Raw genomic sequence first — 12,463 nt, forward strand, 5'->3', positions numbered from 1 at the left:
GGCAACAGGATCACCGGATAAGGTGACTCAGCCCGAAAAATGCTGTAATCCGCCATCAAGGATGAACAAATGCAGGAATCCGGCAGCCTGCTGTCCGAGGCCGAGCTGGAGCTGATCGACGCCCTGCAGCTCAACCCTCGGGCGAGCTGGGTCGACATCGGGCAGGCCACCGGCTCGGACCCGGTCACCGCCGCGCGGCGCTGGCAGCGGCTGACCGGCTCGGGCGAGGCATGGACCACCGTCGCCCTCGGCAGGCGGCAAATGCGCGAGATGAGCATGGCGTTCCTGGAGATCGACTGCGCCGCGGGTGCGGCGGTCGAGGTCGCGGCGGTGCTGGCCGGAGCCGGGCACCTGATCACCGTGCAGCACGTCGCCGCCGGGCACGACCTGTTCGTGATCGCCGCCGCCGCGTCGATGCCGGCGCTGGCCGACTACCTGCTCACCGACCTGCCAAGGGTGCCCGGCGTCGCGAAGGTGCGCACCCACCTCGCGACGCGCGTCTTCGAGGCGTCGTGCCGCTGGCGGCTGCGGGTGCTCCCGCGGGACGCGGCGGCCGGGCTGGCCAGGCGGAGCGGGCCGCCCGAGTCGGCCAGGCGGATGGACGAGATCGACCGGCGGCTCTTCCACGCCCTGCTGGCCGACGGCAGGGCCGGGTACGCCGAGCTGGCCGAGCTCGTCGGCACCTCCGAGCGGACCGTGCAGCGCAGGCTCTCCAGGCTCGTCGCGACCGAGGACATCGACTTCCGCTGCGACCTGGCCCGCTCGCGCGCCGGCTGGCACTCCTCCGCCGTGCTGTGGCTGCGCATGCCCGACCGGCTGCTGGAGGAGACCGGCACGGCGTTGCTCGGCTGGCCGGAGACCCGCACCTGCGCCGCCCTCGCCGGGAGCAGCAACATGCTGCTCACCGTCGGCCTGCACGCCGTCACCGACCTGCATCCGCTGGTGATGCGGCTGGAGCGGAAGTTCCCGCACGTGACCGTCGCCGACCGGCAGGTGGTCCTGCGCCAGACCAAGTTGTACGGCAGGCTGCTCGACCCCGCCGGGCGCTGCACCGGCGTCGTGCCCGTCGATCCGTGGAGCCTGACGGCGCCCGGGTGACCGGCCCCGGCTCAGCGGGGTCGCGGGATCTCCTCGCCGCGCGCCTCCCACGCCAGCCCCGCCCGCAGCACCGCCCGCTCGGATCCGCCGACCAGCTGCAGGTCGCCGATCGCCAGCGCGGGCAGGCCGAGCGCGGACACCACCGAGGTGATCCGGCCGACCTCGCCGCGTACGGCGGCCTCGTCGCAGCCCACCCGGGGCGCGGGCCCGCCGAGCGTGGGCATGATCATCAGGTCGAGCCCGGCCGTCCGGGTCGCGAACCCGGCTCGCGCCGTGGCCAGCCTCGCGACCGCCGCCGCGTGGTCCGCCTGGCTGATCCGCCCGGCGTCGCCGAGCTTGCGGTGCACGCCGTCGCTGTAGCCGGCGGCGTTCCTCGGGTAGGTCGCCTCGTGGGTGCGCCGTGCCTGCGCACCGACGATCGTCCAGTAGGGGCCGAGGACGTCGTACGGGAGCGCGATCTCGTGCAGCTCGCAGCCCAGCGCGGCGAAGGAGGCCGCCTGCGCGCAGCCCTCGGCGACGCCGACCCTCCACCCGGCGATCGGCCCGGCCAGGCCGGCGCGGGTGCCGGAGAGCGCCTCCCACACCCGGGTGAGGTCCGCGACCGAGGTGGCCATCGGCCCGACCACGTCGAACATCGGCGCGAGCGGCGCGACGCCCGCGCCGGACACCGCGCCCGCGCTCGGGCGCAGCCCGACCACGCCGCAACAGGACGCCGGGATCCGCACCGACCCGCCGGTGTCGGTGCCGAGGCCGAACCGGGCGATGCCGGCCGCCAGCGCGGCGGCGGTGCCGCCGCTGGAGCCGCCGGGCGAGAGGTGGGCGTGGCGCGGGTTGCGCACGTCGCCCCAGTGCGGGTTCTCGCTGGTGACGCCCCAGGCGAACTCGTGCTGGTTGGCCTTGCCGACCAGCAGCGCACCGGCCGACTCCAGCGCCTCGACGCACGGCGCGGTGGTCAGCGCCTCCTCCGTGCCGTACAGGGCCGAGCCCCGGGTGGTGGGCAGGCCGGCGACGTCGATCATGTCCTTGGCCACGAACGTCCAGCCGTCGAGCGGCCCGCCGCGCGGCCGGCCGGCGAGCGTGGCGAGCCGGTCGATGACGGGAGTCCGGCCGGCCTCGATGAGGATGTTGTGGTCGCCGTGCCGCTTGATGGCCTCGGCCGAACTGGCGATCGCCGCCGCGTGGTCCATGGATCTCCTGTCGAAGGTGCCGGTGCGGCATTGATAGCGGTCAGACCTCCAGGGCGTCCAGCAGCGCCCGCAGCCTGGCGGTCTCGCGGTCCGGCCTGACCAGGGCGAAGACGCTGCGGCTGGTGTTCAGCCACGGCACGTCGGCGACCACCACGCCGGGGCCGTGCCCGGCCAGGGCCAGGTCGGCGACGAACCCCGCGCCCACCCCCGCCTCGATCAGCGACATAGTGATCTTGAAGTCGTCGGAGTGGCAGGCCACCCGGGGGTGCAGGTCCCAGCGGGCGAACACGCTGTCGAAGAACGAGGCGTCGCTGCTGGCCGGATGGTGCACGATCCACGGCAGGTCGACGAGCTGCTCGGCCCGGTACGGCGACAGGTCGGGCCAGCTCGCGGGCAGCACCAGCTTGTAGCGGTCCTCGGCGATCCACCGCCTGCTCAGCGCCGAGGGCCAGGACAGCCCCGAGTTGCCCACCTGGTAGACGATCGCGGCGTCCAGCTCGCCGCCCGCGCCCAGATGGGGGATGAGCTGGGAGGGCTCGGCGACCGAGATCCGCACCCCGGCGAGGTCGGCCGGCTCCAGCCGCCGCAGGACCTCGGCCAGCCGGTCGGCGAAGCTGGGGAACACCCCGAGCCTGATCTGCCGCTCGCTGCCCCGGTGCACGGCCTGCACCGAGGCGATCATGCGCTCGATGTCGACCAGGACGATCTCGGCATGCCTGGCCAGCACCTCGGCCGCGCTGGTCGGCAGCACGCTGTGCGCCGAGCGCTCGAACAGCCGCACGCCGATCTTCTTCTCCAGCGCGGCCATCTGCTGGGAGACCGCCGAGGAGGTGTAGCCGAGCCGATTTGCCGCGGCGGCGAAGGAGCCCAGCTGGATGACCTCACGCAGAGTGCGGAGGTGTTCCGGCTTCAGCATAAGCGTTCCTTGTTCTCAGGCTTGCTAAATGTCGTGTTTATAGCGCTTCCGCGTTCTTTTAGCTACTCCTACAGTGATGCTCACTGTCACTCCAGCACCCTTGAGAGTCACTTTTGAGCATCCGTGTGTACCGCAACGCCGCCATCCACACCGGAGTGGAAGGCCGCCCGCCGGCCCAGGCCATGGCCGTGGACGGCGAGCACCTCGTGGCCGTCGGCACCGAGGCCGAGGTCCGCGAGGCCGCGGGCCACGGCGCCGACATCGCCGACCTGGAGGGCGCCGCCGTCCTGCCCGGCCTCTACGACGCCCACATCCACACCGCGCAGTACGCCCACAGCCTCGGCGCGATCGACCTGCGCGACGTCCGCTCGCTGGCCGCCGCGCTGGCCATGATCGGCGAACACGTCGCCCGGCTGCGGCCCGGCGGCTGGCTGTTCGGCGGCCGGTGGAACAGCAACACCTGGAACCCCCCGGCCCAGCCGGACAGGCACGCGCTCGACTCCGTCACCGGCGACCTGCCGGTCGCCCTGCCGAACGTCGACGGCCACACCGTGTGGGCCAACTCCGCGGCCCTGCGCCTGGCCGGCATCGACGCCTCGACCCCCGACCCGGTCGGCGGCGAGATCGTCAGGGACGCCGGCGGCGAGCCCACCGGCATCCTGCGCGAGGCGGCCTCCTACCCGCTGCGCGCCCTCATGGTCTCGGGCGACCTGAGCGACAAGCTGCTCCTGGCGCAGGACGAACTGCTCTCCCTCGGCCTCACCAGCGTGCACGACATCGACGGCGAGGACTGCCGGGACGCCTACCTGCGGCTGCGCGACGCGGGCCGGCTCAAGATCCGGGTGCACAAGGCGATCCCGGCCGCCCACCTGGAGGCGGCCATCGCCGAGGGCCGCCGCACCGGGCAGGGCGACGACTGGATCCGCACCGGCCCCGTGAAGATCTTCAGCGACGGCGCGCTCGGCTCGCACAGCTGCCACATGAGCGAGGCGTTCGCCGGCGACGCGGGCAACCTGGGCATCGCGGTCACCCCGTACGACGACCTGGTCAAGCTGTTCAGGACCGCGGCGGACGCCGGCATCGCGGTCGCCACGCACGCCATCGGCGACCAGGCCAACCACCTGGTGCTGGACGCGTACGAGGCCATCGGCGCCACCCCCGGGCTGCGCCACCGGATCGAGCACGCCCAGCACCTGCGCCCGGCCGACCTGACCAGGATGGCCAGGCTCGGCGTCGTCGCCTCCATGCAGCCCGTCCACTGTACGACCGACATCGACCTGGTCGACTCGCTGCTCGCCGGGCACGACCTGGCCTCGTACGCCTGGCGCGGCATGCTGAACGCCGGCGTCGCGCTGGCGTTCGGCTCGGACGCCCCCGTCGAGCACCCCGATCCCTTCGCCGCGCTGTACGCCGCGGTGACCCGTACCCGCCAGGACGGCACCCCCGCCGGCGGGTGGCAGCCGGAGCAGCGGCTGAGCATGTCCGAAGCGATCACCGCGCACACCCTCGGCGCGGCCTACGCGGCCGGGGAGCAGGACCGCAAGGGCGTCCTCGCCCCCGGCATGCTCGCCGACTTCATCGCGGTGGACACCGACCCCTACCTGGAGTCGCCGGACGCGGTGCTGCGCACCAAGGTCATGACCACCGTTGTCGGCGGCGAGGTCCGCTGGCAGCGATCCTGAAGGAGCACCCCCCGTGAAGACCCGTATCCCCACCCTTCTCATCAGCGGCCTCACCGCCGGCGCCCTGCTGGCCGCCACCGCCGCCTGCGGCGCCAAGAGCCTCGACGCCGCGGCCGGAGGCGACGCCGAGCCCGCGGCGGAGGTGGTCCTCGACCAGGCTCCCGCCGAGGAGAAGGCGGCCGACGTCATCAACGCCATCACCCCCGACAAGGAGCTCGCGGCCAAGGTGCCCGCGGACGTCAAGGCCGAGGGCCTGAAGGTCGTCTCCTCCATCGGCTACCCGCCCATGGAGCTGTGGGCCGGCGACGGCAAGACGGCGATCGGCTTCGACCCCGCGCTGGCCAGGGCCATCGCCAGGAAGCTCGGCGTGACGTACACGCTCACCGACGAGGAGTTCAACTCCCAGATCCCCGGCGTGCTCACCGGCCGCTACGACTTCGTGATCTCGTCCATGACCGACAACGCCGAACGCCAGGCGAAGATCACCTTCGTCGACTACGTGAGGGCCGGCTCCGGCATGCTCGTCAAGAAGGGCAACCCGGCCGGCGTCAGCGGCCCCGCCGACCTCTGCGGCAAGACCGTCTCCGTCGTCGACAACGGCTCGTCGCTGGAGCTCGCCGAGAAGTACGACGCCGACTGCAAGTCCGGCGGCAAGCAGGCGCTGAACATCCTGAAGTTCCCCGGCGACACCGAAGCCATGCTCCAGGTCATCAACGGCCGTGCCCAGGCCACCATCACCGACTACGTGGTGGCCGCCTACAAGGCCGCCGACCCCAAGGTCGAGGTCGAGGCCATCGCGCTCGAAGGCACCGAGAGCCCGTGGGGCATCGGGATGAAGCCGGACAACACCGCGCTCATCGAATCGGTCAAGGGCGCGCTCGACTCCCTGATCAAGAGCGGCGAGTACGGCAAGATCCTCGCGGCCTGGAACCTGGACAAGCTCGCGGTCGAGTCGGCCGTCGTCAACGGCGGGAAGTAGCGTGCGCACCGAACCGATCGCCGACCCGTCGGGGGCGCTCGTCCCCGTCGCCCGCACCCGCCACTGGGGCCGCGTGCTCTCCGCCGTGGCCGCGCTGGCGATCTTCGGCTGGCTGGTCTTCCTGATCGTCGTCAACCCGCGCCTCGACTGGGGCGCGGTGGCCACGTACCTGTTCAACGAGCGGATCCTGGCGGGCGTCTGGGTCACCATCGAGCTGTCGGTGCTGGCCACGGTCCTCGGCCTGGTGCTCGGCGTGCTCGTCGCGGTGATGCGGCTGGCGCACAACCCGGTGCTGAGCGGGCTGGCGACGTTCTACATCTGGTTCTTCCGCGGCACTCCGGTGCTGGTCCAGCTCATCTTCTGGTACAACCTGGCGTTCCTGTTCCCGGCCCTGGTGATCAAGATCCCGTTCACCTCGATCGGCCTGATGTGGGACACCAACCAGGTGATGACCGGGTTCACCGCCGCCATGCTGGGCCTCGGCCTCAACCTGGCCGCCTACTTCGCCGAGACCGTGCGCGCCGGCATCCAGGCCGTCGACCACGGCCAGACCGAGGCGGCCTACGCGCTCGGCATGACCCCGGCCAAGCGCATGCGGGTGATCGTGCTGCCCCAGGCGCTGCGCATCATCATCCCGCCGACGGGCAACGAGTTCATCTCCATGCTGAAGACCACCTCGCTCGTGTACGTCGTCGCCGGGCACGACCTGATGACCAACGCGAGCCAGATCTACAAGTCCAACAACATGATCATGGAGCTGCTGATCGTGGCGAGCCTCTGGTACCTGCTCCTGACCACCGTGGCCACCTTCCTGCAGGGCAGGCTGGAGCGCCGCTTCGGGTCCGACGCCGTCCGGCTGGTCCGCCGCGGCGGCGTGGCCGCCAAGGTCCTGCCCAAGGTCCCCGCGTGAGCCCGGTCGTGCGCGCCACGGGCGTGCGGATGGCGTACGGGGACGTCCAGGTGCTCAACGGCGTGGACTTCGAGGTCGCCGCCGGCGAGGTGAGCTGCGTCATCGGACCGTCGGGCTCGGGCAAGTCGACGTTCCTGCGCTGCGTCAACGGGCTGGAGCCGGTGCTCGGCGGCAGCCTGCGCGTCCTGGGCGAGGAGGTCGGCCACTCGCTGCGCGGCGGCAGGTACCAGCCCTGGTCGCCCAAGGAGTACGCGGCCTTCCGCAAGAACATCGGCATGGTGTTCCAGCGCTTCAACCTGTTCGCCCACCACAGCGCGATGGAGAACGTCGCCTGCGGGCCCGTCCACGTCCTGGGCACGCCGAAGGACGAGGCGAACACGCGGGCGATGGAGCTCCTCGACCGGGTCGGCCTGGCCGACCACGCGCACAAGCGGCCCCACCAGCTCTCCGGCGGCCAGCAGCAGCGCGTCGCCATCGCCCGCGCGCTGGCCATGAACCCGGCCCTGATGCTCTTCGACGAGCCCACCTCCGCGCTGGACCCCGAACTGGTCGACGAGGTGCTGGAGGTCATGCGCGACCTGGCCGCCGACGGGATGACCATGGTCGTGGTGACCCACGAGATCGCCTTCGCCCGCGAGGTCGGCGACCGGCTCACCTTCTTCGCCGACGGCGTGGTCGTCGAACAGGGCCACCCCGCCGAGCTCCTGGCCAACCCGGCGAACGAGCGCACCAGGGCGTTCCTGTCCAGCGTGCGCGGCCCCGGCGGTTAGGCTCGCGCGGGTCAGCAGGCGCTCCTGGAGGAGCGGCTCGCCTGGAGCTAGAACGCCATGCGGGCCAGCCAGTGCTCCAGCAGCGCGCGGTCCCCGCTCACCGTCACCCGGCGGTCGTCGAGGGGGAGGCGGCGCGTGCACACCAGCATGAGATCCGCGACGGCCCCCGACACCACCACGTCCACGCCCTCGCCTTTCCGGGCTCCGGGCAGCTCGACCGGGCCGCGTTCCCACCGCAGTCCCTCGGGCAGCCGGGTGAGGATCCAGCCGTCGCCCGAGTCCGGCAGCACCCCGAGCCGCTCGCCGTCGCCGCGCAGCTCGGCCATGGCCGGGTTGAGCCCCTCCGCGCCCGGAGCGGCCAGCAGCTCCATGCCCTCGGTGATCACGTCGGCGGCGAGGTCGTCGTCGACCTTGAACGCGGCCCCCGTGGTGACCGCCGCGTCATAGTGATGGATGGTGGTGTCGCCCACCATCCTGCGCAGCCAGAACCACGCCGGCCGCCGCCCCGTGAACGTCCACACCTCGGTGCCCGCGCCGACCCGCCCGAGCGCGCCGATCAGCTCCTCGGCACCGTCGCCCAGCCATCGCTCCCACGCGTCCGGCGCGCCGGGATCGGCCTGCCGGGCGTCCGGCGCGGGCAGCGGGACGCCGTCGCGCAGCAGCTCGGCGGTCCACCGGTACGTCTGCCCGAGGTGCCCCACGACCGTCCGGAGCGACCATTCCGGGCAGGTCGGCACCTGGGCGTCCGGATCCCCTCCGGCGGCCGCGCGGGCCAGCCCCGCCGCCTGCTCCCGCAGCCACCCGGACAGCCGTGCGATATCGGTCGACGCCATGACAAATCCCCTTTCGATGTCGTACGCCGGTACCGTAAGAACTCCAGTCCACTGGAGGTTCAAGTGGTCCTGCGTGACGAGACGCTCGGGATCGGCGAGCTGGCCGGCCTGACAGGCGTTGCCGTGCGTACCATCCGCTTCTACTGCGACGAGGGCATCATCGAGTCGGTGCGCAGCGCGGGCGGTCACCGCAGGTTCACCGGGGCGGCGGTGGAGCGGCTCGGGCTGGTCAAGCGGCTGCGCGGGCTCGGGCTCGGCCTGCCCGCCATCACCGCCGTGCTGAACGGTGAGCGTTCCATGGCCGAGGCCGTCGCCGCCGAGCGGGCCGCGCTCGACGTACGGCTCGCCGACCTGGCGTGGCGGCGCGCCTCGCTGCGGGCGGTCGAGGAGGCCGACCCCGCCGAGCGGGCCGCCCGGCTCGACCTGCTGGCCGCCGTGGAGGGCGGGCACGCGGCCCGCGACGCGCTGATCGACTTCTGGCGCCGCGTGGGGGTGGCGCCGGTGGCTGAAGAGATGTTCGCCAGGTTCGTCGCCATGGCCGTGCCCCAGCCGCCGGCCGACCCGTCGCCGCGGCAGGTGGTCGCGTACGCCGAGCTCGTCACCCTGGTCGCGGACCGGTCCCTGCTGCGCCGCCTGCTGGACCGGGCGCGCGTCAACGTGGAGCTGATCTCCGACGAGAACGAGCTGATGCTCGGGGTGGGGGAGGCGTGCGAGCTGGCCGGCCCGATGGTGGTGGCCGGGGCGCCGCCCCGCGACGGGCCGGAGCTGGACCGGTTCGTGGCGGCGCACGCCTCGGTACGGGGGAGCGGGGACACCGTGGAGTTCCGGCGGGAGCTGCTGGCGAACGTGGCGCCTGACCGCGATCCGCGCATGCGGCGGTACTGGCGGCTCGTGGGGGAGGTGAGCGGCGAGACGGCCACGCTGGGCGCGACCCACCTGTGGCTGGCCGACTCCCTCGAACACGCCCTTCACGCCGGCCTGTGAGCCATCCTCCTGGCCTTCGTCCCTCCCCGGCCTCCTCCCGGCCTCCGTCAGCGGTGGAGCACGGTGGCCGGAGCCGTCACCCGGCGCGGTATGACGCTCCGGCCGGTCAGGAGGACGGCGGCGACCGCCAGCAGCAGCCAGGCCGAGGTGAGCGCGATGAGCCAGGTCCAGCCCGCGTGCCCGTACACGACGCTGCCCGCCGTGCCGCCCACCCCGCTGCCCAGGTAGTAGCAGAGCGTGTAGACGCCGGCGGCGCGCCCGCGGACGCGCGGGGCCGCCTCGGCGGTGACCCAGGCGTTGGCGATGGCGTGCGCGGCGAAGAACCCCGCGGTCAGCACGGCGAACCCGGCCGCCACCATGGGGAGCGACGGGTGGACGGTGAGCACGGAGCCCGCCGCCGTCACCAGCAGCGCCGCGACCAGCGCCTTCGTACGCCCCAGGCGGCCCGCCACGCGACCGGCGGCGGCCGACGACGCGGTGCCCATGGCGTAGGCGAGGAAGACCAGGGAGGCGGCGGCCGGGGTGAGGTCGAGGGGCGGGGCGGTCAGGCGGAAGCCGGCGGCGTTGTAGAGCGCGACGAACGCCCCCATGGCGAGCGCGCCCACCGCGAAGGGCGCGACCAGCCCGGCCGTCCGCCGCGCCGCCGCCTCCCCGTGGCGCGCCTCCCCGCCGCCGCTCCCGCTCACCTGGCGGCCGGAAGCGCCGGCCTCCGGTGCGCGGCCGCGCACCTGGCTCGTCGTGGCGTCGACCTCGTGCCTCGCCGGGTGCGACCGGCCCATGACGTCGGCATCGCGCTTCGCCGGGTGGGTCCGGTGCACGGCGTCGATATCGCGCTTCAGCGGGTGCTGCCGACCCTCAGCGTCGGCAGCGTGCTCCGGCGCGTAGGACCGGCGCATGGCGTCGATGTCGCGCTTCGCCGGGTGGGTTGGGTGCATGGCGTCGATGTCGTGCTTCGGCGCGTGTGACCGGCTCTCGGCGTCGGCGTCGTGCTCCGACGAGTGGGTCGGGCGTGTGGTGTCGAGGTCGGGTGCGTTCGGGTCGCGGGCCTGGGTGCCGTGCGGGCGGCCCGTGGTGCGCGGGAGGGTCAGGGCCGTGAAGAGGGCGCACAGGGCCGACACCCCGGCGACCACCAGCAGCGCCCCGTGCCACCCCATCGGCTCGGCGGCGAAACCGGCGCCGAGCCGCCCCAGCATCCCGCCCACCGAGTTGCCCGCGATCATGGCCCCCACCGCGCCGGTGAGCCGCGCCGTACCGACCGCGTCCGCCAGGTACGCCGCCGCCACCCCGGCGAACCCCGCGATCGCCACGCCCTGGACCGCCCGCATCACGAGCAGGACGGGAAAGGACGGCGCCAGCGGCAGCAGCAGCCCGATCACCGCGGAGAGCACCACGGACCAGAGGATCACGCGCCGCCGCCCCACCCGGCCGGCCAGCCAGGCGACCGGCAGCACGGCCACGGCCAGCGCGCCCGTCGCCACCCCGATGGCGAGCGAAGCGCTGCCGGGATCCAGCCGGAAGGCCGCGGCGAGCTGGGGGAGGAGGGGCTGGGGCACGTACAGGAGTGCGAACGACGACACCCCCGCCGCCGCCACGGCCGCACTGACCCGCCGCGTGTCCCGGACCGGAGGAGCGTCGATGACCACCACACCGGCAACGCTAAGCAAGGCTAATAAATACGTCTAATGCGGATATGGGCGATAATTCATACTGTGGTGGATGAATCGGATGAAGAGCTGGCCGCGCGCCTGGCTCCCGCCCTGGCACTCCTGGCCGCCGTGGGCGAGACCGGCCACGTGACGCGCGCCGCCGAACTGCTCGGCGTCCCCCAGCCCACGGCCAGCCGCCGCCTCGCCGCACTGGCGGACCTGGTGGGCGCGCCCCTCGTCGTCCCCTCAGGCCGCGGCATCCGCCTCACCAGGGCCGGCCGTACGCTGGCCGCCGCCTCCACCCACGCCCTCACCCACCTGGCCGCCGCCGCCCGCGAGGTGCGCGAGGAGATCGATCCCGCCACCGGCCGCGTCGTCCTCGGCTTCCTCCACCTCCTGGGCCGCACGCTCGTGCCGTCCCTCATCCGCGGCTTCCGCCGGAGCCACCCCGGCGTGCGCTTCACCCTGGTCCAGGGCTCGCGCCAGGACATGCTCGCGGCGCTGCGCGAGGGCGCGGTCGACCTGGTGTTCGTGGCGCCCATGCCGCTGGACGACCCGGGACTCGCCGGCACCGCGCTGGCCGACCAGGAACTGGTGCTGTCGGTGCCGCCCTCCCACCGCTTCGCCGCACGGGCCCGGATCCGGGCAGGGGAGCTGGCGGGGGAGGAGCTGGTGACGCTGGAGCCCGGGTACGGGCTGCGCCAGATCACCGACGACCTGTGCGCGGCGGCGGGGTTCGAGCCGAGGATCGCCTTCGAGGGGCAGGAGTCGGAGACCGTGCGGGGGCTCGTGGCGGCGGGGCTCGGCGTGGCGATCCTGCCCAGGTCCGGTCTCCCTACGGCGCCCTCCGGGCCCGCGTCCGGGGTGGTGGAGATCCCGCTGTCCCCGCCGGTGTTCCGGACGATCGGGGTGAGCTGGTGCGCGGGGGCACGCCTGACGCCGGCCGTACGGGCCTTCAGGGAGCACGCCTGCTCGGGCACCACCGACCTCGGCCCCGGCTTCCGCCCCACCGCCGCACCTGAGGGGCCCCGGACGGCGTCAGACTGGTGACCATGACAGACGATGGCGATGCGGGCGTGGCGGGGTCGCTGGCGAGGGTGCTCGGCGACGTGGCGGCCGAGCGGGCGGCGCAGGACGCGAGGTGGGGCATGCAGATCCTGCCCGACGGCACCGGCGGAGAGGGGACCGTGGCCGAGTCCGACCGGGCCAGGTGCGAGACGGAGGCGGCGGCCAGGGACGGGGCGCTCACCTGGCGGCACGTCCTGGCGGAGGAGGTGCTGGAGGCGTTCGCCGAGACGGACCCTGAGCGGTTGCGCGCCGAGCTGATCCAGGTGGCGGCCGTCGCGGTCAAGTGGTGCCAGGCCCTCGACCGCCGCCCGCCCGCGCCCGGGGGCGCATGCGCGACGCCCCCGAACGGGTCGGCCTCTTCGCCGCCGCCTGGAGCGGCGCGCCGGTGAG

At 73.5% G+C, this 12,463-nt stretch carries 12 protein-coding genes; 8 read left to right on the forward strand and 4 right to left on the reverse strand.

The genetic code is table 11. The features are described 5' to 3' along the window. The first annotated feature begins 69 nt into the window (after positions 1-69). Positions 70-1,098, forward strand: coding sequence for an AsnC family transcriptional regulator (locus FH608_RS38225; RefSeq protein ID WP_139635271.1), 1,029 nt, complete (start codon positions 70-72; stop codon positions 1,096-1,098). Between the two features lie 11 nt (positions 1,099-1,109). On the opposite strand, the gene FH608_RS38230 is transcribed toward FH608_RS38225, so the two are convergent. Next, on the reverse strand, positions 1,110-2,285 hold the full coding sequence (locus FH608_RS38230; RefSeq protein WP_139635272.1) for an amidase: 1,176 nt from the start codon (positions 2,283-2,285) through the stop codon (positions 1,110-1,112). 40 nt (positions 2,286-2,325) lie between these two features. Further along, positions 2,326-3,201 (reverse strand): LysR family transcriptional regulator, encoded by an 876-nt coding sequence (locus FH608_RS38235; RefSeq protein ID WP_139635273.1) that lies wholly within the window; start codon positions 3,199-3,201, stop codon positions 2,326-2,328. 113 nt (positions 3,202-3,314) lie between these two features. On the opposite strand from FH608_RS38235, the gene FH608_RS38240 reads away from it, so the two are divergent. The 4 genes from FH608_RS38240 to FH608_RS38255 are packed head-to-tail and all read left to right on the forward strand — an operon-like array spanning position 3,315 to position 7,542. After that, positions 3,315-4,883: an amidohydrolase gene (locus FH608_RS38240; RefSeq protein ID WP_139635274.1), complete on the forward strand. Its 1,569-nt coding sequence runs from the start codon at positions 3,315-3,317 to the stop codon at positions 4,881-4,883. Between the two features lie 13 nt (positions 4,884-4,896). After that, the gene (locus FH608_RS38245; protein WP_226900264.1) at positions 4,897-5,862 is read left to right on the forward strand and encodes an ABC transporter substrate-binding protein; all 966 of its coding nucleotides are present in this window, start codon (positions 4,897-4,899) and stop codon (positions 5,860-5,862) included. 1 nt (position 5,863) lies between these two features. After that, positions 5,864-6,772 carry an amino acid ABC transporter permease gene (locus tag FH608_RS38250; protein ID WP_139635275.1) on the forward strand — a complete coding sequence of 303 codons (909 nt, stop codon included), beginning with the start codon at positions 5,864-5,866 and terminating at the stop codon, positions 6,770-6,772. A gap of 29 nt (positions 6,773-6,801) precedes the next feature. Further along, the gene (locus FH608_RS38255; RefSeq protein WP_139635346.1) at positions 6,802-7,542 is read left to right on the forward strand and encodes an amino acid ABC transporter ATP-binding protein; all 741 of its coding nucleotides are present in this window, start codon (positions 6,802-6,804) and stop codon (positions 7,540-7,542) included. 47 nt (positions 7,543-7,589) lie between these two features. Here FH608_RS38255 and FH608_RS38260 read toward each other — a convergent pair whose 3' ends face one another. Beyond that, positions 7,590-8,375: a maleylpyruvate isomerase family mycothiol-dependent enzyme gene (locus FH608_RS38260; protein ID WP_139635276.1), complete on the reverse strand. Its 786-nt coding sequence runs from the start codon at positions 8,373-8,375 to the stop codon at positions 7,590-7,592. A gap of 63 nt (positions 8,376-8,438) precedes the next feature. On the opposite strand from FH608_RS38260, the gene FH608_RS38265 reads away from it, so the two are divergent. Then, positions 8,439-9,359 carry a MerR family transcriptional regulator gene (locus FH608_RS38265; protein ID WP_226900265.1) on the forward strand — a complete coding sequence of 307 codons (921 nt, stop codon included), beginning with the start codon at positions 8,439-8,441 and terminating at the stop codon, positions 9,357-9,359. Positions 9,360-9,406: 47 nt separating this feature from the next. Here FH608_RS38265 and FH608_RS53230 read toward each other — a convergent pair whose 3' ends face one another. After that, positions 9,407-11,005 (reverse strand): MFS transporter, encoded by a 1,599-nt coding sequence (locus tag FH608_RS53230; RefSeq protein ID WP_226900266.1) that lies wholly within the window; start codon positions 11,003-11,005, stop codon positions 9,407-9,409. A 63-nt stretch (positions 11,006-11,068) separates the two neighbouring features. On the opposite strand from FH608_RS53230, the gene FH608_RS38280 reads away from it, so the two are divergent. Both FH608_RS38280 and FH608_RS38285 read left to right on the forward strand, forming a co-directional pair. Next, positions 11,069-12,055, forward strand: a complete 987-nt coding sequence (locus FH608_RS38280; protein WP_264372938.1) for a LysR family transcriptional regulator — start codon at positions 11,069-11,071, stop codon at positions 12,053-12,055. A gap of 2 nt (positions 12,056-12,057) precedes the next feature. After that, complete coding sequence (locus FH608_RS38285; RefSeq protein ID WP_193318854.1) at positions 12,058-12,462, forward strand: hypothetical protein; 405 nt, start codon at positions 12,058-12,060, stop codon at positions 12,460-12,462. Position 12,463 lies beyond the last annotated feature (1 nt).

Origin of the sequence: Nonomuraea phyllanthi (assembly GCF_006334985.2) — a bacterium.
GTDB lineage: Bacteria > Actinomycetota > Actinomycetes > Streptosporangiales > Streptosporangiaceae > Nonomuraea > Nonomuraea phyllanthi.